The following is an 18,155-nucleotide window of genomic DNA, read 5'->3' on the forward strand; positions in this document are numbered from 1 at the left end:
AACGGAGAGCCGAAAATGGCAAAGAGCAAATTTGAGCGCAACAAGCCGCACGTTAACATTGGCACGATTGGCCACGTTGACCATGGCAAGACGTCGCTGACCGCAGCGATCACGAAGTACTTCGGTGAATTCAAGGCGTATGACCAGATCGACGCTGCACCGGAAGAAAAGGCCCGTGGTATCACGATTTCGACGGCTCACGTTGAGTATGAGACGCCGAACCGTCACTACGCGCACGTCGACTGCCCCGGCCACGCCGACTACGTCAAGAACATGATCACCGGTGCTGCCCAGATGGACGGCGCGATCCTGGTTTGCTCTGCAGCTGACGGCCCGATGCCGCAGACGCGCGAGCACATCCTGCTTGCTCGCCAGGTTGGCGTTCCGGCGATCGTTGTGTTCCTGAACAAGGTCGACCAGGTTGACGACGCCGAGCTTCTCGAGCTGGTCGAGCTTGAAGTTCGCGAACTGCTGTCGTCCTACGAATTCCCGGGCGACGACATTCCGATCATCAAGGGCTCTGCACTTGCTGCACTTGAAGATTCCGACAAGAAGATCGGTGAAGACGCGATCCGCGAGCTGATGGCCGCTGTTGACGCCTACATCCCGACGCCTGAGCGTCCGATCGACCAGCCGTTCCTGATGCCGATCGAAGACGTGTTCTCGATCTCGGGCCGTGGTACGGTTGTGACCGGTCGCGTTGAGCGCGGCATCGTCAAGGTTGGCGAAGAAGTCGAAATCGTCGGCATCCGCGACACGTCGAAGACGACGGTTACGGGCGTTGAAATGTTCCGCAAGCTGCTCGACCAGGGCCAGGCCGGCGACAACATCGGCGCGCTGGTTCGTGGTGTTAACCGTGACGGCGTCGAGCGTGGTCAGATCCTGTGCAAGCCGGGTTCGGTCAAGCCGCACAAGAAGTTCATGGCTGAAGCCTACATCCTGACGAAGGAAGAAGGCGGCCGTCATACGCCGTTCTTCACCAACTACCGCCCGCAGTTCTACTTCCGCACGACGGACGTAACGGGTATCGTTACGCTTCCGGAAGGCACGGAAATGGTTATGCCTGGCGACAACGTCACCGTTGCCGTTGAGCTGATCGTTCCGATCGCGATGGAAGAAAAGCTGCGCTTCGCTATCCGCGAAGGCGGCCGTACCGTCGGCGCAGGCATCGTCGCTTCGATCGTCGAGTAATCGACGACGGGTGGATTGGACGGGGCGCATCGGTATGCGCCCCGGACATAGCCGCCCAGCAAGATTTTATTGGTCGCACGGCTTGCCGACGACGCCGAAATAGTGCAAATGGCGCGCAAGCGTGATTTGCACGGTGCGTTGGCATTTTGCGATCACGAAAGTACAGGCCGGCCACGGCCGCTCAAATAGGAATGGGCAGGGGAACCTGGTCCTTCCGATCTTTGAAAAATTAGCGGACTGGCCGAACATCAAACGAAGTTCAATGCGTGTTTCTCCACGGAAACCGCAATTAACATGAACAAGGATAAGTCGTATGAACGGCCAGAACATCCGCATCCGCCTCAAGGCGTTTGATCACCGGATCCTCGATGCCTCGACGCGCGAAATCGTCTCGACGGCCAAGCGCACCGGTGCCAGCGTGCGCGGTCCAGTACCGCTGCCGACGCGCATTGAAAAATTTACGGTCAACCGTTCGCCGCACGTCGACAAGAAGAGCCGCGAACAGTTCGAAATGCGTACCCACAAGCGCCTTCTCGATATCGTAGATCCGACCCCGCAGACCGTTGACGCGCTGATGAAGCTCGACCTCGCTGCCGGCGTAGACGTGGAAATTAAGCTTTAATAACAAGGAAGGTACGTGGACTTCGGTCCAACGGCTTCCAGAAACGGGCGACCCGACGTTCCGCAAGGATCACAGGGAGACCTTAAACAAGAGATGCGAAGGGGCTCGCCCCGACGTTAACTCTCAAGAGGAATGAACCGATGCGTTCAGGTGTGATTGCACAGAAAGTGGGAATGACCCGCGTCTATAACGACGCCGGCGAGCATATCCCGGTAACAGTACTGCGGCTGGAAAACTGCCAGGTGGTAGCCCAGCGCACGGACGAAAAGAACGGCTATACCGCTGTCCAGTTGGGCGCCGGCACTGCCAAGGTGAAGAACACGCCGAAGGCGATGCGCGGCCACTTTGCTGCTGCCAACGTCGAACCGAAGGCGAAGCTCGTCGAATTCCGCGTTTCTGCGGACAATCTGATCGACATCGGCTCCGAACTGAGCGCCAACCACTTCGTAGCGGGCCAGCTCGTCGACGTGACCGGTACCACGATCGGTAAGGGCTTTGCCGGCGCCATCAAGCGCCACAACTTCGGCGGTCTTCGTGCAACGCACGGCGTTTCCGTATCGCACCGTTCGCATGGTTCGACCGGCTCCAACCAGGATCCGGGTCGCGTCTGGAAGGGCAAGCGCATGGCTGGTCACATGGGCCAGACGCGCGTTACCACGCAGAACCTCGAAGTCGTATCGACCGACGAAGATCGTGGTCTGATCCTGGTCAAGGGCGCTGTCCCCGGCTCCAAGGGTGCCTGGATCGTCGTTCGTGACGCCATCAAGTCGGGCACCCCGGAAGGCGCACCGCGCCCCGCGGCCGTGCGCGCCGAAGCATCCAAGTAAGGGAGCCGAATTATGGATCTCACCGTCAAAACCCTCGAGGGCAAGGACGCGGGAAAGGTTTCCCTTTCGGACGCCATTTTCGGTCTCGAACCCCGTGAAGACATCATTGCCCGCGTCGTTCGCTGGCAGCTCGCCAAGAAGCAGCAGGGCACGCACAAGTCGAAGGGCCGCGCAGAAGTTTCGCGCACCGGCGCCAAGATGTACAAGCAGAAGGGTACGGGCCGCGCCCGCCACCACTCCGCTCGCGCGCCGCAGTTCCGTGGTGGTGGTAAGGCTCATGGCCCGGTTGTTCGCAGCCACGCCCATGACCTGCCGAAGAAGGTTCGTGCACTCGGCCTTCGCCACGCTCTGTCTGCCAAGCTGAAGGCTGAAAACATCATCGTCCTCGACGATCTCGTTGCCGCAGAAGCAAAGACCAAGACCCTCGCAGGCGTTTTCGCCTCGCTGGGCCTGACCAATGCTCTGATCATCGGTGGCGCCGAAATCGAGAACAACTTCAAGCTCGCCGCTCAGAACATCCCGAACGTGGACGTTCTGCCGGTTCAGGGCATCAACGTTTACGACATTCTGCGCCGTGGCAAGCTCGTGCTTTCCAAGGCTGCCGTGGAAGCTCTGGAGGAGCGGTTCAAATGACGGATCTTCGCCACTACGACGTGATCGTGTCTCCCTCGATCACTGAAAAGTCGACGCTGGTTTCCGAACAGAACCAGATCGTCTTCAACGTCGCCAAGGGCGCTTCGAAGCCTGAAATCAAGGCTGCTGTCGAAGCTCTGTTCGGCGTCAAGGTTACGGCCGTGAACACGCTCGTCCGCAAGGGCAAGACCAAGCGCTTCCGCGGCTTTACCGGGAAGCAGAAGGACGTGAAGAAGGCGATCATCACGCTCGCCGACGGTCAGTCCATCGACGTCTCCACCGGTCTCTAACGGATAGGCCCATTAGGGTAAAAACCCAAAAGGGAACAATAAAATGGCATTGAAAAGTTTCAATCCGACGACCCCGAGCCAGCGCCAGCTGGTCATCGTAGACCGGTCCGGCCTCTACAAGGGCAAGCCGGTCAAGGCGCTGACCGAAGGTCTGCACTCCAAGGGCGGTCGCAACAACCTCGGCCGTATCACCGTTCGCTTCCAGGGCGGCGGTCACAAGCGGACCTACCGTCTGGTCGACTTCAAGCGTCGCAAGTTCGACGTTGAAGGCACCGTCGAGCGTCTGGAATATGACCCGAACCGCACCGCGTTCATCGCGCTGATCACCTACGCCGATGGCGAACAGGCCTACATCCTCGCTCCGCAGCGCCTCGCTGCCGGCGACAAGGTCATCGCTTCTGGCAAGGCAGCCGTCGACGTGAAGCCCGGCAACACCATGCCGCTGCAGTTCATCCCGGTCGGCTCCATCATCCACAACGTGGAAATGAAGCCGGGCAAGGGTGGTCAGCTGGCTCGTTCGGCCGGTACCTACGCTCAGCTCGTTGGTCGTGACCAGGGCATGGCGATCCTCCGCCTGAACTCTGGCGAGCAACGCCTTGTGCACGGTTCGTGCCTGGCATCGATCGGCGCCGTGTCGAACCCCGACCACGGCAACATCAATGACGGTAAGGCTGGTCGTTCGCGTTGGCGCGGCAAGAAGCCGCACGTTCGCGGCGTCGTCATGAACCCGGTTGACCATCCGCACGGCGGTGGTGAAGGCCGCACATCCGGTGGTCGTCACCCGGTTACCCCGTGGGGCAAGCCCACGAAGGGTAAGCGGACGCGCTCGAACAAGTCGACCGACAAGTTCATCATGCGCTCGCGCCACCAGAAGAAGAAGTAAGAGAGGAAGTCTCGAATGACTCGTTCAGTATGGAAAGGTCCGTTCGTTGACGGCTATCTTCTCAAGAAGGCTGAGAAGGTCCGCGAAGGCGGTCGTAACGAAGTGATCAAGATGTGGAGCCGTCGCTCCACGATCCTTCCGCAGTTTGTCGGCCTCACCTTCGGCGTCTACAACGGCAGCAAGCACGTTCCGGTCAGCGTCAATGAAGACATGGTCGGCCACAAGTTTGGCGAATTCTCTCCGACCCGGACCTATTACGGTCACGGTGCGGACAAGAAGGCAAAGAGGAAGTAACAATGGGCAAGGCAAAAGCCGAACGCCGGCTGAAGGATAATGAAGCGCAGGCAATTGCGCGCACGATCCGCGTCAGCCCCCAGAAGCTCAACCTGGTTGCCGCGATGATCCGCGGCAAGAAGGTCGAGCGCGCTCTGGCCGAACTCGAGTTCTCGCGCAAGCGGATCTCCGAGACGGTCAAGAAGACGCTTGAATCCGCGATCGCAAACGCTGAGAACAACCACGACCTCGACGTTGATTCGCTCATCGTTGCCGAGGCGTATGTTGGCAAGTCGATTGTGATGAAGCGCTTCCACGCTCGTGGTCGCGGCCGTGCATCGCGTGTTGAGAAGCCGTTCTCTCACTTGACGATCATCGTTCGTGAAGTGGAAGCCAAAGGGGAGGCTGCATAATGGGCCAGAAGATTAATCCGATCGGTTTCCGTCTCGGCATCAACCGGACCTGGGATAGCCGTTGGTTCGCTGATAACGCGGAATACGGTCAGCTTCTGCATGAAGACCTGAAGATCCGCGCTTACCTGATGGAAGAGCTGAAGGCCGCTGGCATCGCCAAGGTCGTGATCGAGCGTCCGCACAAGAAGTGCCGCGTGACGATCCACTCGGCTCGTCCGGGTCTGATCATCGGCAAGAAGGGTGCAGACATCGAAAAGCTCCGCAAGAAGCTTTCCGAGATGACCAACTCCGAAACCCACCTCAACATCGTTGAAGTGCGCAAGCCGGAAGTTGACGCAACCCTCGTTGCTCAGTCGATCGCTCAGCAGCTCGAGCGCCGCGTGGCTTTCCGCCGTGCGATGAAGCGCGCTGTTCAGTCGGCCATGCGTCTTGGCGCCGAAGGCATCAAGATCACCTGCGCCGGTCGTCTCGGTGGTGCCGAAATCGCTCGTACCGAATGGTACCGCGAAGGTCGCGTTCCGCTGCACACGCTGCGTGCGGACATCGACTACGGTACGTCTGAAGCTGAAACCGCTTTCGGCATCTGCGGCATCAAGGTTTGGATCTTCAAGGGCGAAATCCTTGAGCACGATCCGATGGCCTCCGAGCGTCGCGCCATCGAGAGTGACAATCAGGGCGGCAGCAGCAGAGACCGTCGTCGCGAAAACGCGTAACACGCGTCTGGCAGCCAATATCGGAGAATTAAAAAAATGTTGCAGCCAAAGCGTACGAAGTATCGCAAGCAATTCAAGGGCCGCATCAAGGGCGTAGCCAAGGGCGGATCTGATCTTGCCTTTGGTGAATTCGGCCTGAAGGCTCAAGAACCAAACCGCGTCAATGCGCGCGAGATCGAAGCGGCCCGCCGCGCGATCACGCGTCACATGAAGCGCGCCGGTCGCGTCTGGATCCGTGTGTTCCCTGACGTTCCGGTCACAGCCAAGCCTACCGAAGTCCGCATGGGTAAGGGTAAGGGCTCGGTCGAATACTGGGCATGCAAGGTCAAGCCTGGTCGTATGATGTTCGAGATCGATGGTGTCAGCGAAGAACTCGCCCGTGAGGCACTTCGTCTTGGTGCTGCCAAGCTCTCTGTCAAGACGCGCTTCGTGCAGCGTATCGCAGAGTAAGGAGTGAATCTCATGAAAGCCGCAGATGTTCGCGCTTTGAGCGCCGATCAACTCAACGAAGAGCTTGCCAAGCTGAAGAAAGAGCAGTTCAATCTGCGTTTCCAGAAGGCAACCGGCCAGCTCGAAAAGTCGTCGCGTATCGACGAAGTCCGTAAGGACATCGCACGCGTCAAAACAATTGCCCGCCAGAAGGCGGCAGAAGCCAAGGCCTAAGGACCACAAAATATGCCGAAACGCATTCTGCAGGGCACTGTTGTCAGCGACAAGAACGACAAGACCGTCGTCGTAAGGGTCGAGCGCCGCTTTGCGCACCCGATCCTCCAGAAGACCGTCCGCCGTTCGAAGAAGTACAAGGCGCACGACGAAAACAACCAGTACAAGGTTGGTGACGTTGTTTCCATCGAGGAATGCGCGCCGATCTCCAAGGATAAGCGCTGGACGGTGGTTGCCGCCCAGGCTTGATTTCTGCGGGTTTTGACCGCGAGACCCTTGCGTCTTGGGCAAATACCTGTATGAAGCACGCAATTGAAGTGAAGGAACGCTCGAGTCCGGGCGTTCTTTTGCTTTGAGATAGGCACAATAAGCCGGGCGAGGGGGTCTCGACCCAACCGGCCTGGTAACAACAAGAAGGCGACCTGACATGATTCAGATGCAAACAAACCTCGACGTGGCGGATAATTCCGGCGCACGTCGTGTCATGTGCATCAAGGTGCTGGGCGGCTCCAAGCGTAAGTACGCGTCGATCGGCGACATCATTGTCGTTTCGATCAAGGAAGCCATTCCGCGCGGCCGCGTGAAGAAGGGTGATGTCATGAAGGCTGTTGTCGTTCGCACCGCGAAAGACATCCGCCGTGCGGATGGCAGCGTCATTCGTTTTGACACAAACGCAGCCGTTCTTATCGATAACAAGAAAGAGCCGATCGGCACCCGTATCTTCGGACCGGTTCCGCGCGAACTTCGCGCCAAGAACCACATGAAGATCATCTCGCTGGCTCCGGAAGTACTCTAAGGGAGCGTTGAGAGATGCAAAAGATTCGTAAAGGCGACAAGGTCGTCGTTCTCACCGGTAAGGACAAGGGCCGTACCGGCGAAGTCGTACAGGTAATGCCGAAGGAAGATCGGGCTGTAGTGCGTGGCGTAAACATGGTGAAGCGTCACCAGCGCCAGACCCAGAGCCAGGAAGCCGGCATTATCAACAAGGAAGCCTCGATCCATCTTTCGAACATCGCGATTGCCGATCCGAAGGACGGCAAGCCGACCCGCGTCGGCTTCAAGATCGACGGTGACAAGAAGGTCCGCGTGGCCAAGCGTTCGGGAGTAGTGATCGATGGCTAAGTCCGCTTATGAGCCCCGGCTCAAGAAGGAATATGTCGAGCGTATTCGTGCGGCTATGCAGGAGAAGTTCTCCTACGCCAACGAAATGCAGATCCCGCGCCTCGACAAGATCGTCATCAACATGGGTGTTGGCGAATCGACCGGCGACTCCAAGAAGCCGACCGTCGCAGCTGCCGATCTTGCTGCGATTGCTGGTCAGAAGCCGGTAATCACCCGCGCTCGCAACTCGATCGCCGGCTTCAAGCTGCGCGAAGGCATGCCGATTGGTGCCAAGGTTACCCTGCGCGGCGTTCGGATGTATGAGTTCCTGGACCGTCTCGTGAACATCGCTCTTCCGCGCGTTCGCGACTTCCGTGGCCTCAACCCGAAGTCCTTCGATGGCCGTGGCAACTTCGCCATGGGCGTCAAGGAGCACATTGTGTTCCCTGAGATCAACTACGACAAGGTTGATCAGATGTGGGGCATGGACATCATCGTTTGCACGACGGCTACTAACGACGACGAAGCACGCGCTCTGCTCACAGAGTTCAACTTCCCGTTCCGTCAGTAATCCGTAACGACAAGCGTAAAGAAGGATAACTGTTATGGCGAAAACGAGCGCAGTTGAAAAGAACAAGCGCCGCCGCAAACTGGTTGCCGGGCAAGCCTCTAAGCGTGCCGCTCTGAAGGCAATCATCATGAACCAGTCTCTGCCGATCGAAGAGCGGTTCAAGGCAACCATCAAGCTGGCTGAACTGCCGCGTGATGGGTCCAAGACCCGCATCCGCAACCGTTGTGAAGTTACGGGCCGTCCGCGCGCCTACTATCGTAAACTTCGCATGTCGCGTATTGCGCTTCGCGAACTGGGCAACTCTGGCCGCGTGCCGGGTATTGTCAAGTCGAGCTGGTAAGGAGACGGGCACATGGCAATGACTGATCCGCTGGGCGATATGCTCACCCGTATCCGTAACGGCGCGGCACGCCGCAAGTCGAGCGTTTCCACGCCGGCTTCGAAGCTCCGCGCACGTGTTCTGGATGTCCTTCAGGCTGAAGGCTACATCCGTGGATACTCTGAAGTCGTATTTGGCAACGGCAAGGCCGAGCTGAACATCGAACTGAAGTACTACGAAGGCGCCTCCGTAATCCGTGAGATCGGACGCGTTTCCAAGCCGGGCCGCCGAGTTTATGTCTCGGTTAAGTCCATTCCGCAGGTCGCGAACGGCCTCGGCATCACCATCCTTTCGACTCCGAAGGGCGTGATGGCCGATCATCAGGCACGCGAACAGAATGTTGGTGGCGAGATTCTTTGCTCCGTCTTCTAAGACGTAACATGATCTCCATAGCGAACAGACAGGTATAAAAATGTCTCGTATCGGTAAGAAGCCCGTTCAAGTTCCTGCAGGCGTCACGGCAAGCGTGGATGGCCAGAAGGTAACGGCGAAGGGCCCTAAGGGCGAACTGTTCTTTGTTGCAAACGACGAAGTATCGGTCGCTCTCGAAGAAAACGCGGTTGTTGTACAGCCGCTCAACCAGAGCAAGGATGCTCGTTCTAAGTGGGGCATGTCCCGCACGATGATCGAAAACATCCTGAAGGGTGTCAAGGACGGTTACGAGCGCAAGCTCGAAATCAACGGCGTCGGTTACCGCGCGTCGCTGCAGGGCAAGAACCTGCAGCTGGCACTCGGTTTCAGCCACGACGTCGTCTACCAGACGCCTGAAGGCATCACGATCGCTGTACCGAAGCCGACGGAAATCATCGTCTCCGGCATCAACAAGCAGCAGGTCGGCCAGGTCGCAGCGGAAATCCGCGAATACCGTGGCCCCGAGCCCTACAAGGGCAAGGGCGTCAAGTATGCCGAAGAGCGGATTGTCCGCAAAGAAGGCAAGAAGAAGTAAGGATCACGCGAAATGGCTAGCAGGAAAGATACTCTTGTGCGTCGCGCCAACCGCGTGCGCCGTCAAATCAAGGCGGTCGCGAATGGCCGTCCGCGCCTGTCGGTTCATCGCTCGTCGAAGAACATCTACGTACAGGTTATCGACGATGTGGCCGGCAAGACGCTTGCGTCTGCCTCCACGCTCGACACCGATCTGCGTTCGTCGTTGAAGACGGGCGCTGACGCGGCAGCTGCTGCTGCCGTCGGCAAGCTCATCGCTGAGCGTGCCGTAAAGGCTGGCGTCAAGGACGTTGTCTTTGATCGTGGCGCCTTCATCTATCACGGTCGCATCAAGGCTCTGGCCGAAGCTGCACGTGAAGGTGGTCTGAACTTCTGATCGGTTGCCAGGCGGGTCCAAAGCCCGCCTGGAACCCTCAAAAGTTTCCGGTCGCTTCCGATCCATGTGACGGGGGCGACTTTTGTCAATCTGCCGATTGCACCCGGAAAAGAAAAAGGAAAAGGACAATGGCACAGGAAAGAAGGGGTTCTCGCGAAGATCGCCAGAACCGCGAAGAGCGCGACAGCGAATTTGTCGACAAGCTCGTAGCAATTAACCGCGTCGCCAAGGTGGTGAAGGGCGGTCGTCGTTTCGGTTTCGCAGCTCTCGTCGTCGTTGGCGACCAGAAGGGCCGCGTTGGCTTCGGTCATGGCAAGGCGCGTGAAGTGCCGGAAGCCATCCGCAAGGCAACGGAAGCCGCCAAGCGCGACCTGATCTTCGTCCCGCTGCGTGGTGGTCGTACCCTGCATCACGACGTTCACGGTCGTCACGGCGCCGGCAAGGTGCTGCTGCGTTCGGCCAAGGCCGGTACCGGTATCATCGCAGGTGGCCCGATGCGCGCCGTCTTCGAAACGCTCGGCGTTCATGACGTCGTCGCTAAGTCGACCGGCTCGTCGAACCCGTACAACATGGTTCGCGCAACGTTCGACGCCCTCAAGAACCAGATGCACCCGAAGGACATCGCAGCTCAGCGCGGCATGAAGTACGCCACGCTCCAGGCTCGTCGTGTTTCCTCCGGCGCTGCTTCCGAAGAATAAGGGAGCTGACAGATGGCTAAGAAAGAAAACGCTGCGAAGACGGTTACCGTCGAGCAGATCGGTAGCCCCATTCGCCGTCCGGCCGTACAGCGTCAGACGCTCATCGGCCTGGGCCTCAACAAGATGCACCGGGTTCGCACGCTGGAAGATACCCCAGCTGTTCGCGGCATGATCCGGTCGGTCCAGCACCTCGTTCGCGTCGTCGACGAGAAGTGAGGGGGATAAGCTCATGAAACTGAATGAAATCAAGGACAACGAAGGCTCGACCAAGAACCGCAAGCGTCTTGGTCGCGGCATCGGCTCCGGCTCCGGCAAGACCGCCGGTCGCGGTGTGAAGGGTCAGAAGGCTCGTTCGGGCGTTGCCATCAACGGCTTCGAAGGCGGCCAGATGCCAATCTACCGTCGTCTGCCGAAGCGCGGCTTCAACAACATCTTCGCTTCGGAGTTTGTTGTCGTGTCGCTCGGCCGCATCCAGACGGCAATCGACGCCAAGAAGCTCGACGCTTCGAAGACCGTCGACGCAGCGGCCCTCAAGGCTGCCGGCGTGATCCGTCGCGAAAAGGACGGCGTTCGCGTTCTCGCTGACGGCGAACTGAAGGCGAAGGTTACGATCGAAGTTGCAGGTGCTTCCAAGCCGGCGATCGAAAAGATCGAAAAGGCTGGCGGCTCCATCAAGCTGCTTTCGGCTGCCGCCGAATAATATTACTGATCAACCGCCCGGGGTGCTTCACTCCGGGCGGTTTTGCTCCCATATGTGAGCCTCACGTCCGCGATGGCGAATCGCTCGCCTCGGCGGACATAGCGGAAACCACGGTGAGGCATCCGATTGCAGACACAATCGCCTCGCGTCCGGTTTTCAAGACGAAAAGTTAGTCCTTCCGGAACGGACAGGGTACTCCCGCTGATTCCGAGATTTGGTACGCGGAGAATTGCATGGCTTCTGCAGCGGAACAGCTCGCCTCGAACCTGAATTTCTCGACTTTCGCCAAGGCGGAAGATCTGAAGAAACGACTGTGGTTCACGCTTGGTGCGCTTTTGGTCTACCGTCTTGGCACCTATATCCCGCTGCCAGGCCTCAATCCGGACGCGTTTGCGCAGGCCTTCCAGGGCCAGAGCGGCGGTATCCTCGGGCTCTTCAACATGTTTTCGGGCGGTGCAGTTGAGCGCATGGCGATCTTCGCGCTCGGCATCATGCCCTATATCTCTGCCTCGATCATCGTTCAGCTGATGACCTCCGTCGTTCCGGCGCTGGAACAGCTGAAGAAGGAAGGCGAGCAGGGTCGCAAGATCATCAACCAGTACACGCGCTACGGCACGGTGCTTCTCGGCGTCATGCAGGCCTATGGCATTGCAGTCGGCCTTGAGAGCGGCAACGGCCTCGTAAACGATCCGGGCTGGTTCTTCCGCATTTCCACTGTTATCTCGCTGCTCGGCGGCACGATGTTCCTGATGTGGCTCGGCGAACAGATCACGTCGCGCGGTATCGGCAACGGTATCTCGCTGATCATCTTCGCGGGCATCGTCGCCCACCTGCCGACCGCTCTTGCCGGCACGCTCGAACTCGGCCGCACCGGCGCGCTTTCGACGCCGCTGATCCTGGCGATCATCGTCATGATCGTTGCCGTCATCGCGCTCATCGTCTTCGTGGAGCGCGCCCAGCGCCGGCTTCTGATCCAGTATCCGAAGCGCCAGGTCGGCAACCGCATGTTCCAGGGCGACACCTCGCACCTGCCGCTGAAGCTCAACACCGCGGGCGTCATCCCGGCAATCTTCGCTTCGTCGCTACTGCTGCTGCCCGCAACGCTTGCAGGTTTTGCCAACACCGCGACGCTGCCCGGCTGGGCCACGTCGATCGTCAGTGCGCTTGGCCACGGCCAGCCGCTCTACATGGTGCTCTACGGCGGCATGATCGCGTTCTTCGCCTTCTTCTACACGGCCATCGTCTTCAATCCGAAGGACACGGCCGACAACCTGAAAAAGCACGGCGGCTTCATTCCGGGCATCCGTCCGGGCGAGCGCACCGCCGAATATATCGATTACGTCCTGACGCGCATCACGGTTCTCGGCGCGATCTACCTGATCTTCGTCTGCATCCTGCCTGAAATTCTCATCGCGCAGACCGGCGTGCCGTTCTACCTTGGTGGTACGTCGCTTTTGATTGTTGTCAGCGTTACCCTTGATACGGTAGCACAGATCCAGGGTCACCTCATCGCTCAGCAGTATGAGGGGCTGATCAAGAAGTCGAAGCTGCGCGGAGGGAAGAGGGGACGATGAGACTGATTTTTTTGGGACCGCCCGGAGCTGGCAAGGGGACGCAAGCCAAGCTTCTGACGGAGAGGTACGGTATTCCGCAGCTTTCCACAGGTGACATGCTGCGGGCGGCCGTCGCCCAGGCGACAGACGTCGGTAAGCGTGCCAAGGCTGTCATGGACGCCGGCGAGCTGGTTTCCGATGCGATCGTCAACGAGATCGTGTCCGACCGGATCGACGCTCCGGATTGTGCCAAGGGTTTCATCCTCGATGGATATCCGCGCACGGTTCCGCAGGCGGTCGCTCTCGGCCAGATGCTGGCGGGCAAGGGCCTGAAGCTCGATGCGGTCATCGAGCTCAAGGTCGACGAGACCGCGCTTGTAAAGCGCATGGAGAATCGCGTAGCGGAAACCATCGCTGCGGGCGGCTCTGTCCGGTCGGACGATAACCCTGAGGCCTTCAAGCGTCGGCTGACGGAATATCGCGAAAAGACCGCGCCTTTGTCGGAGCATTATGCCGGCACCGGTGAGCTGAAGACGGTCGATGGCATGGCTGATGTGGATGCCGTGACTGCACAGATCGAGAAGATTCTGGCTTAGACCCTGGGTCTTTGCCGAAAAGGAACCGCCGGGGAGTTGACTTTTCCGGCTGATTCCGACTAAGACAGCGCCAACTCGCGACATGGGAGCGATCGGCGCGGTCTTCGACGAAACGAAGTCCGGGTACGGTCGTTTTTGACGTGTCTCGAACCTCAATCAACGTGCGGCTCTTGAGGTCGCGTAACGAAGCACCTATTGCCGGATGGCAACTGGAACGCAAGGAGAATAGACGTGGCACGTATCGCTGGCGTCAACATCCCGACGGCAAAGCGCGTTGTTATCGCGCTGACCTACATTCACGGGATCGGACCGAAATTCGCACAGGAAATCGTCGAGAAGGTCGGTCTTCCGGCTGATCGCCGCGTGCATCAGTTGACGGATGCTGAAGTTCTTCAGATCCGCGAAACGATCGACCGCGATTACCAGGTTGAAGGTGACCTGCGTCGCGAGACGTCGATGAACATCAAGCGTCTGATGGACCTTGGCTGCTACCGCGGCCTGCGTCATCGTCGCAGCCTGCCGGTGCGCGGTCAGCGTACCCACACCAATGCCCGCACCCGCAAGGGTCCGGCAAAGGCGATCGCCGGTAAGAAGAAGTAATTTCCCGAATAGGGAGATTGGGAGGCTGGCGCACGCGCCGGCCTCCTTTTGCAGTTTGGGAAGGGCGATGCCCGACCGTTGCGGAGCCGGACCGGTTTCGTGAAATGCCTGCAGGGCCGGTTCCTCCGGTCCTGGATGAAACTGAAGAAGCAGGGCAGGGGACGAAAATTCCTTTCCCGGTGGAGCCGCTGGAATTACGGCGGTGCAGAGATCTAAGAAAGGGATCCTATGGCCAAGGAAGCCACCCGCGTTCGCCGTCGCGAACGCAAGAACATCACGTCTGGCGTTGCGCACGTCAATTCGTCGTTCAACAACACCATGATCACCATCACCGACGCACAGGGCAACGCAATTGCCTGGTCGTCTGCCGGTGCCAAGGGTTTCAAGGGTTCGCGTAAGTCGACCCCGTTTGCCGCTCAGATCGCCGCTGAAGACTGCGCCAAGAAGGCCCAGGAACACGGCATGAAGTCGCTTGAAGTCGAAGTTTGCGGGCCGGGTTCCGGCCGTGAATCCGCTCTTCGCGCACTGCAGGCAGCGGGCTTCATGATCACCTCGATCCGCGATGTGACCCCGATCCCGCACAACGGTTGCCGTCCGCGCAAGAAGCGCCGCGTCTGATCATTGGCGTTCAAAATGCCGGTGAGGGCGCTTCGGCGCGCTCCCGGACTTCGGGGCTCGGTTGTCACGATTGGATGGTGACAACGAACGGAAGGCACAAAACATGATCCAGAAAAATTGGCAGGAACTGATCAAGCCGAACAAGGTGGAGTTCATCTCCTCGGGCCGCACCAAGGCAACGTTGGTGGCGGAACCGCTTGAACGCGGCTTTGGTCTGACGCTCGGCAACGCGCTTCGCCGCGTGCTGCTGTCGTCGCTTCGCGGTGCTGCTGTCACCGCGGTGCAGATCGACGGCGTCCTGCACGAGTTCTCCTCGATCCCGGGCGTCCGGGAAGACGTGACGGACATCGTGCTCAACATCAAGGAAATCGCCATCAAGATGGATGGCGACGACGCAAAGCGCATGGTCGTGCGCAAGCAGGGTCCGGGCGTTGTAACCGCCGGTGACATCCAGACGGTTGGCGACATCGAAATCCTCAACCCGAACCATGTGATCTGCACCCTCGACGAGGGCGCCGAGATCCGCATGGAGTTCACCGTCAACAACGGCAAGGGCTACGTTCCGGCTGACCGCAACCGTTCGGAAGACGCTCCGATCGGCCTCATCCCGGTCGACAGCCTGTACTCGCCGGTCAAGAAGGTCTCCTACAAGGTGGAAAACACCCGCGAAGGCCAGGTTCTTGACTACGACAAGCTGACGATGTCCATCGAGACGGACGGCTCCGTCACCGGTGAAGATGCGATCGCATTTGCGGCCCGCATCCTTCAGGACCAGCTGTCGGTTTTCGTCAACTTCGACGAGCCGCAGAAGGAAGCAGAGGAAGAGGCAGTCACCGAACTCGCCTTCAACCCGGCGCTTCTCAAGAAGGTCGACGAACTGGAACTTTCCGTCCGTTCGGCCAACTGCCTGAAGAACGACAACATCGTCTACATTGGCGACCTCATTCAGAAGACCGAAGCAGAAATGCTCCGCACGCCGAATTTTGGTCGCAAGTCGCTGAACGAAATCAAGGAAGTTCTCGCTTCCATGGGCCTGCACCTCGGCATGGAAGTGCCGTCCTGGCCGCCTGAGAACATCGAAGATCTCGCCAAGCGTTACGAAGACCAATACTAACCATTAGACTGCGGGCGGATGCCTGCAAGTGAAGGAGAATAGCAATGCGCCACGGTAAAGCCGGCCGCAAGCTGAATAGAACCGCCAGCCACCGCAAGGCGATGTTTGCCAACATGGCAGCTTCGCTGATCGAGCACGAGCAGATCGTAACGACCCTGCCGAAGGCCAAGGAAATCCGCCCGATCGTTGAAAAGCTCGTCACCCTCGGCAAGCGCGGCGACCTGCATGCTCGCCGTCAGGCGATCTCGCAGATCCGCGACGCTGTTGTCGTTGCCAAGCTGTTCGACACGATCGCTTCGCGTTACGCTACCCGCAACGGCGGCTACCTGCGTATCATGAAGGCTGGCTTCCGCCAGGGCGACAACGCCGCTCTCGCCGTCATCGAATTCGTTGACCGCGACACCGATGCAAAGGGTGCGAAGGATCGCGCTCGCGTCGCAGCTGAAGCTGACGCCGCAGAAGCAGCCTGATCCTTTCAGGTTGATCGAATCGAAAACGGCCGGGTGTATTTCACCCGGCCGTTTTTTATTGCGCTGTTGAGATCGACGGTGAAATTGCGCGATCGATCCGTCCGGTCCGGTTGAGAAGCAGTAGTCTCGGGGCGATTATAGTGCTACCGCATCCTTGGCGCGTTCGCGCGGCGTGGCTGCCTGGCGCTTGCGCCTCAGGTAACGCTTGCGCACGAGCCGCCACCCCAGGAGCAACGTAACGAGGGCGATGTAGGTCATCTGCTCGAGACCGATGACCTTTACTGACATGGCAAAATGCAGGGCACCCGCGGCTGCGATGACATAGGCGAGCTTGTGCAACCGGTTCCAGCGGCCGCCGAGACGGCGGATCGACCAGGCGTTCGACGTGAGCGCCAGAGGGACGAGCATGACGAGTGCGGCCATGCCGATGGTGATGAACGGGCGCCGGGCGATGTCGGCGATAATGGCAGGGATGTTCAGCACCTGGTCCAGCAGGAAATAGGCCAGGAAGTGCATGACGACATAGTAGAAGGCGAGTAGCCCCAGGGCGCGCCGGTAGCGCAGCCAGTTGATCCCAAGGAGATCGCGGATCGGGGTGATCGCCAGCGTGGCGACGAGAAAACGCAACGCCCAGATGCCCAACAGATGCTCGAATTCCTTGACGGGATTGCCTGGCAGTTGCCCTGTTGCGCCGAGGTAGAAGGCGGCCAGTGCGGGACAGAGGCCAAGCCCGTAGAGTGCCCAGACGGACGCCGCATGGAAGCGCTTCGGGAGGACGGGCAGCGTTGCCATTGTCAGAAATTCGCTCTCAGATCCATGCCGGCATAGAGGCCGGCGACCTCGTCGGCATAGCCGTTGAAAGGCAGGGTGTCGCGCCGGTTTGCGCCGAAGAAGCCACCGCCGCCGATCCTGTTTTCGGTCGCCTGGCTCCAGCGCGGATGGTCCACCGCCGGATTCACATTGGCGTAAAAGCCATACTCACTGGGCGCCGAGAGGTTCCAGGTCGAAGGCGGTGGTGTTTCCGTCAGCGATATCCGCACGATCGACTTGATGCCCTTGAAACCATACTTCCAGGGTGTGACGAGCCGGATCGGGGCGCCATTCTGGTTGGGCAGGGTTTTGCCGTAGACACCAACCGAGAGCAGGGTCAGCGGGTGGCGGGCCTCGTCGAGGCGCAGGCCCTCGCGGTAGGGCCAGGGCAACGGCTGAAAGAAGCCGGATTGGCCGGGCATCTGCTCCGGACGCACCACGGTTTCGAACGAAACATATTTGGCACTTCCGAGTGGCTCGACCTGGTCGAGTAGTGCCGCGAGCGGGAAACCGGTCCAGGGAATGACCATGGACCACGCCTCGACGCAGCGCATGCGATAGACGCGTTCCTCGAGCGGCAGCGCCAGCAGTTCCTCCAGTCCGAATTCTCGCGGCTTTGACACGAGGCCGTCGACCTTCACCGTCCATGGCGTCGGCTTGAAGTCGGCCGAGTTGGCGGCCGGATCTGCCTTGCCGGTCCCGAACTCGTAGAAATTGTTGTAGCCGGTGACATCGGCCTCCGGCGTCAGGTCCTCGTCGACGGTATATTTGCCCTTGGGCGCCACAAGTGCTGCAGCCTGAGCGGCAGCCGCGCCGGCGCCCAGCGACAGGACGCCGCCGGCCGTCGTTGCCAGAAACGTGCGACGCGAGAGAAAGCAGGCCTCCGGTGTGATCTCGGACGATGCGATTCTCGGTGGACGATAGACCGGCATGATATTTTCCGCTTTCAAGATATGGAGCTTGTCTGCTCAAACTGACCAGAGTTTCGATCACTGAGAAAGAGCCGGATAACCACGTTTTCGTGCGTTGGGCGTGATGCCTGCCAAATTGCATATGTCATGGCGACGTTTGCCTTTTTTCTCGCGAAATCCTATCTGAACGTAGCTGCGACGAATA

General features: G+C 59.3%; 30 protein-coding genes. 28 read left to right on the top strand and 2 right to left on the bottom strand.

From position 1 onward, the window contains the following. Window positions 1-15: 15 nt before the first annotated feature. From tuf to rplQ, 28 genes are all read left to right on the top strand, one after another. Window positions 16-1,191, top strand: coding sequence for an elongation factor Tu (tuf, locus tag RTP54_RS06910; protein WP_112818702.1), 1,176 nt, complete (start codon window positions 16-18; stop codon window positions 1,189-1,191). A 313-nt stretch (window positions 1,192-1,504) separates the two neighbouring features. Beyond that, complete coding sequence (rpsJ, locus tag RTP54_RS06915; RefSeq protein ID WP_003507767.1) at window positions 1,505-1,813, top strand: 30S ribosomal protein S10; 309 nt, start codon at window positions 1,505-1,507, stop codon at window positions 1,811-1,813. A 140-nt stretch (window positions 1,814-1,953) separates the two neighbouring features. Continuing rightward, a complete protein-coding gene (gene rplC, locus RTP54_RS06920) occupies window positions 1,954-2,640 on the top strand; it encodes a 50S ribosomal protein L3 (protein WP_112811831.1) in 687 nt (228 codons plus the stop codon). Window positions 2,641-2,652: 12 nt separating this feature from the next. Then, complete coding sequence (gene rplD / locus RTP54_RS06925) at window positions 2,653-3,273, top strand: 50S ribosomal protein L4 (RefSeq protein WP_112811830.1); 621 nt, start codon at window positions 2,653-2,655, stop codon at window positions 3,271-3,273. After that, window positions 3,270-3,563, top strand: coding sequence for a 50S ribosomal protein L23 (locus tag RTP54_RS06930; RefSeq protein ID WP_025426666.1), 294 nt, complete (start codon window positions 3,270-3,272; stop codon window positions 3,561-3,563). Before rplD ends, RTP54_RS06930 begins: the two co-directional genes overlap by 4 nt. A gap of 43 nt (window positions 3,564-3,606) precedes the next feature. Next, window positions 3,607-4,446, top strand: coding sequence for a 50S ribosomal protein L2 (rplB, locus tag RTP54_RS06935; protein ID WP_112811829.1), 840 nt, complete (start codon window positions 3,607-3,609; stop codon window positions 4,444-4,446). Window positions 4,447-4,461: 15 nt separating this feature from the next. Beyond that, window positions 4,462-4,740: a 30S ribosomal protein S19 gene (gene rpsS, locus RTP54_RS06940; RefSeq protein ID WP_112811828.1), complete on the top strand. Its 279-nt coding sequence runs from the start codon at window positions 4,462-4,464 to the stop codon at window positions 4,738-4,740. A 2-nt stretch (window positions 4,741-4,742) separates the two neighbouring features. Beyond that, window positions 4,743-5,132, top strand: coding sequence for a 50S ribosomal protein L22 (rplV, locus tag RTP54_RS06945; protein ID WP_112811827.1), 390 nt, complete (start codon window positions 4,743-4,745; stop codon window positions 5,130-5,132). Further along, window positions 5,132-5,845 carry a 30S ribosomal protein S3 gene (rpsC, locus tag RTP54_RS06950; protein ID WP_053247115.1) on the top strand — a complete coding sequence of 238 codons (714 nt, stop codon included), beginning with the start codon at window positions 5,132-5,134 and terminating at the stop codon, window positions 5,843-5,845. The genes rplV and rpsC overlap by 1 nt, the downstream gene beginning before the upstream one ends. A gap of 36 nt (window positions 5,846-5,881) precedes the next feature. Further along, window positions 5,882-6,295, top strand: coding sequence for a 50S ribosomal protein L16 (gene rplP / locus RTP54_RS06955; protein ID WP_011975175.1), 414 nt, complete (start codon window positions 5,882-5,884; stop codon window positions 6,293-6,295). 12 nt (window positions 6,296-6,307) lie between these two features. After that, window positions 6,308-6,508 carry a 50S ribosomal protein L29 gene (rpmC, locus tag RTP54_RS06960; RefSeq protein ID WP_025426672.1) on the top strand — a complete coding sequence of 67 codons (201 nt, stop codon included), beginning with the start codon at window positions 6,308-6,310 and terminating at the stop codon, window positions 6,506-6,508. 12 nt (window positions 6,509-6,520) lie between these two features. Beyond that, window positions 6,521-6,757: a 30S ribosomal protein S17 gene (gene rpsQ / locus RTP54_RS06965; RefSeq protein ID WP_025426673.1), complete on the top strand. Its 237-nt coding sequence runs from the start codon at window positions 6,521-6,523 to the stop codon at window positions 6,755-6,757. A 178-nt stretch (window positions 6,758-6,935) separates the two neighbouring features. Next, window positions 6,936-7,304, top strand: coding sequence for a 50S ribosomal protein L14 (gene rplN / locus RTP54_RS06970; RefSeq protein WP_003536525.1), 369 nt, complete (start codon window positions 6,936-6,938; stop codon window positions 7,302-7,304). A gap of 14 nt (window positions 7,305-7,318) precedes the next feature. Then, a complete protein-coding gene (gene rplX, locus RTP54_RS06975; protein ID WP_025426674.1) occupies window positions 7,319-7,630 on the top strand; it encodes a 50S ribosomal protein L24 in 312 nt (103 codons plus the stop codon). Further along, the gene (gene rplE, locus RTP54_RS06980; RefSeq protein ID WP_025426675.1) at window positions 7,623-8,180 is read left to right on the top strand and encodes a 50S ribosomal protein L5; all 558 of its coding nucleotides are present in this window, start codon (window positions 7,623-7,625) and stop codon (window positions 8,178-8,180) included. Before rplX ends, rplE begins: the two co-directional genes overlap by 8 nt. A gap of 34 nt (window positions 8,181-8,214) precedes the next feature. Then, complete coding sequence (rpsN, locus tag RTP54_RS06985; RefSeq protein WP_025426676.1) at window positions 8,215-8,520, top strand: 30S ribosomal protein S14; 306 nt, start codon at window positions 8,215-8,217, stop codon at window positions 8,518-8,520. 12 nt (window positions 8,521-8,532) lie between these two features. After that, complete coding sequence (gene rpsH / locus RTP54_RS06990; RefSeq protein ID WP_025426677.1) at window positions 8,533-8,931, top strand: 30S ribosomal protein S8; 399 nt, start codon at window positions 8,533-8,535, stop codon at window positions 8,929-8,931. A gap of 40 nt (window positions 8,932-8,971) precedes the next feature. Beyond that, entirely contained in the window at window positions 8,972-9,505 is a 534-nt protein-coding gene (gene rplF / locus RTP54_RS06995) for a 50S ribosomal protein L6 (RefSeq protein WP_112811826.1), read from the top strand. 12 nt (window positions 9,506-9,517) lie between these two features. Then, window positions 9,518-9,880, top strand: a complete 363-nt coding sequence (rplR, locus tag RTP54_RS07000; RefSeq protein ID WP_025426679.1) for a 50S ribosomal protein L18 — start codon at window positions 9,518-9,520, stop codon at window positions 9,878-9,880. 128 nt (window positions 9,881-10,008) lie between these two features. Next, the gene (gene rpsE / locus RTP54_RS07005) at window positions 10,009-10,578 is read left to right on the top strand and encodes a 30S ribosomal protein S5 (RefSeq protein ID WP_025426680.1); all 570 of its coding nucleotides are present in this window, start codon (window positions 10,009-10,011) and stop codon (window positions 10,576-10,578) included. 12 nt (window positions 10,579-10,590) lie between these two features. Beyond that, window positions 10,591-10,794 carry a 50S ribosomal protein L30 gene (gene rpmD, locus RTP54_RS07010; protein WP_025426681.1) on the top strand — a complete coding sequence of 68 codons (204 nt, stop codon included), beginning with the start codon at window positions 10,591-10,593 and terminating at the stop codon, window positions 10,792-10,794. Window positions 10,795-10,807: 13 nt separating this feature from the next. Then, entirely contained in the window at window positions 10,808-11,278 is a 471-nt protein-coding gene (rplO, locus tag RTP54_RS07015) for a 50S ribosomal protein L15 (protein WP_112811825.1), read from the top strand. 233 nt (window positions 11,279-11,511) lie between these two features. Next, window positions 11,512-12,852 carry a preprotein translocase subunit SecY gene (gene secY / locus RTP54_RS07020; RefSeq protein WP_065785913.1) on the top strand — a complete coding sequence of 447 codons (1,341 nt, stop codon included), beginning with the start codon at window positions 11,512-11,514 and terminating at the stop codon, window positions 12,850-12,852. Continuing rightward, the gene (locus RTP54_RS07025) at window positions 12,849-13,427 is read left to right on the top strand and encodes an adenylate kinase (RefSeq protein WP_112811824.1); all 579 of its coding nucleotides are present in this window, start codon (window positions 12,849-12,851) and stop codon (window positions 13,425-13,427) included. The genes secY and RTP54_RS07025 overlap by 4 nt, the downstream gene beginning before the upstream one ends. A 231-nt stretch (window positions 13,428-13,658) precedes the next feature. Continuing rightward, window positions 13,659-14,027, top strand: coding sequence for a 30S ribosomal protein S13 (gene rpsM, locus RTP54_RS07030; RefSeq protein WP_112811823.1), 369 nt, complete (start codon window positions 13,659-13,661; stop codon window positions 14,025-14,027). A 228-nt stretch (window positions 14,028-14,255) separates the two neighbouring features. Further along, complete coding sequence (gene rpsK, locus RTP54_RS07035; protein ID WP_003536496.1) at window positions 14,256-14,645, top strand: 30S ribosomal protein S11; 390 nt, start codon at window positions 14,256-14,258, stop codon at window positions 14,643-14,645. A 103-nt stretch (window positions 14,646-14,748) separates the two neighbouring features. Next, window positions 14,749-15,759, top strand: a complete 1,011-nt coding sequence (locus RTP54_RS07040; protein ID WP_025426686.1) for a DNA-directed RNA polymerase subunit alpha — start codon at window positions 14,749-14,751, stop codon at window positions 15,757-15,759. Between the two features lie 44 nt (window positions 15,760-15,803). Continuing rightward, a complete protein-coding gene (gene rplQ / locus RTP54_RS07045; RefSeq protein ID WP_077498418.1) occupies window positions 15,804-16,229 on the top strand; it encodes a 50S ribosomal protein L17 in 426 nt (141 codons plus the stop codon). Window positions 16,230-16,364: 135 nt separating this feature from the next. On the opposite strand, the gene msrQ is transcribed toward rplQ, so the two are convergent. Next, the gene (gene msrQ, locus RTP54_RS07050) at window positions 16,365-17,021 is read right to left on the bottom strand and encodes a protein-methionine-sulfoxide reductase heme-binding subunit MsrQ (RefSeq protein WP_312361681.1); all 657 of its coding nucleotides are present in this window, start codon (window positions 17,019-17,021) and stop codon (window positions 16,365-16,367) included. A gap of 2 nt (window positions 17,022-17,023) precedes the next feature. Then, window positions 17,024-17,971 (bottom strand): protein-methionine-sulfoxide reductase catalytic subunit MsrP, encoded by a 948-nt coding sequence (gene msrP / locus RTP54_RS07055; protein ID WP_312361683.1) that lies wholly within the window; start codon window positions 17,969-17,971, stop codon window positions 17,024-17,026. Between the last annotated feature and the right edge of the window lie 184 nt (window positions 17,972-18,155).

The organism is Ensifer sp. (genome assembly GCF_031989085.1).
Taxonomy (GTDB): Bacteria; Pseudomonadota; Alphaproteobacteria; order Rhizobiales; family Rhizobiaceae; genus Ensifer.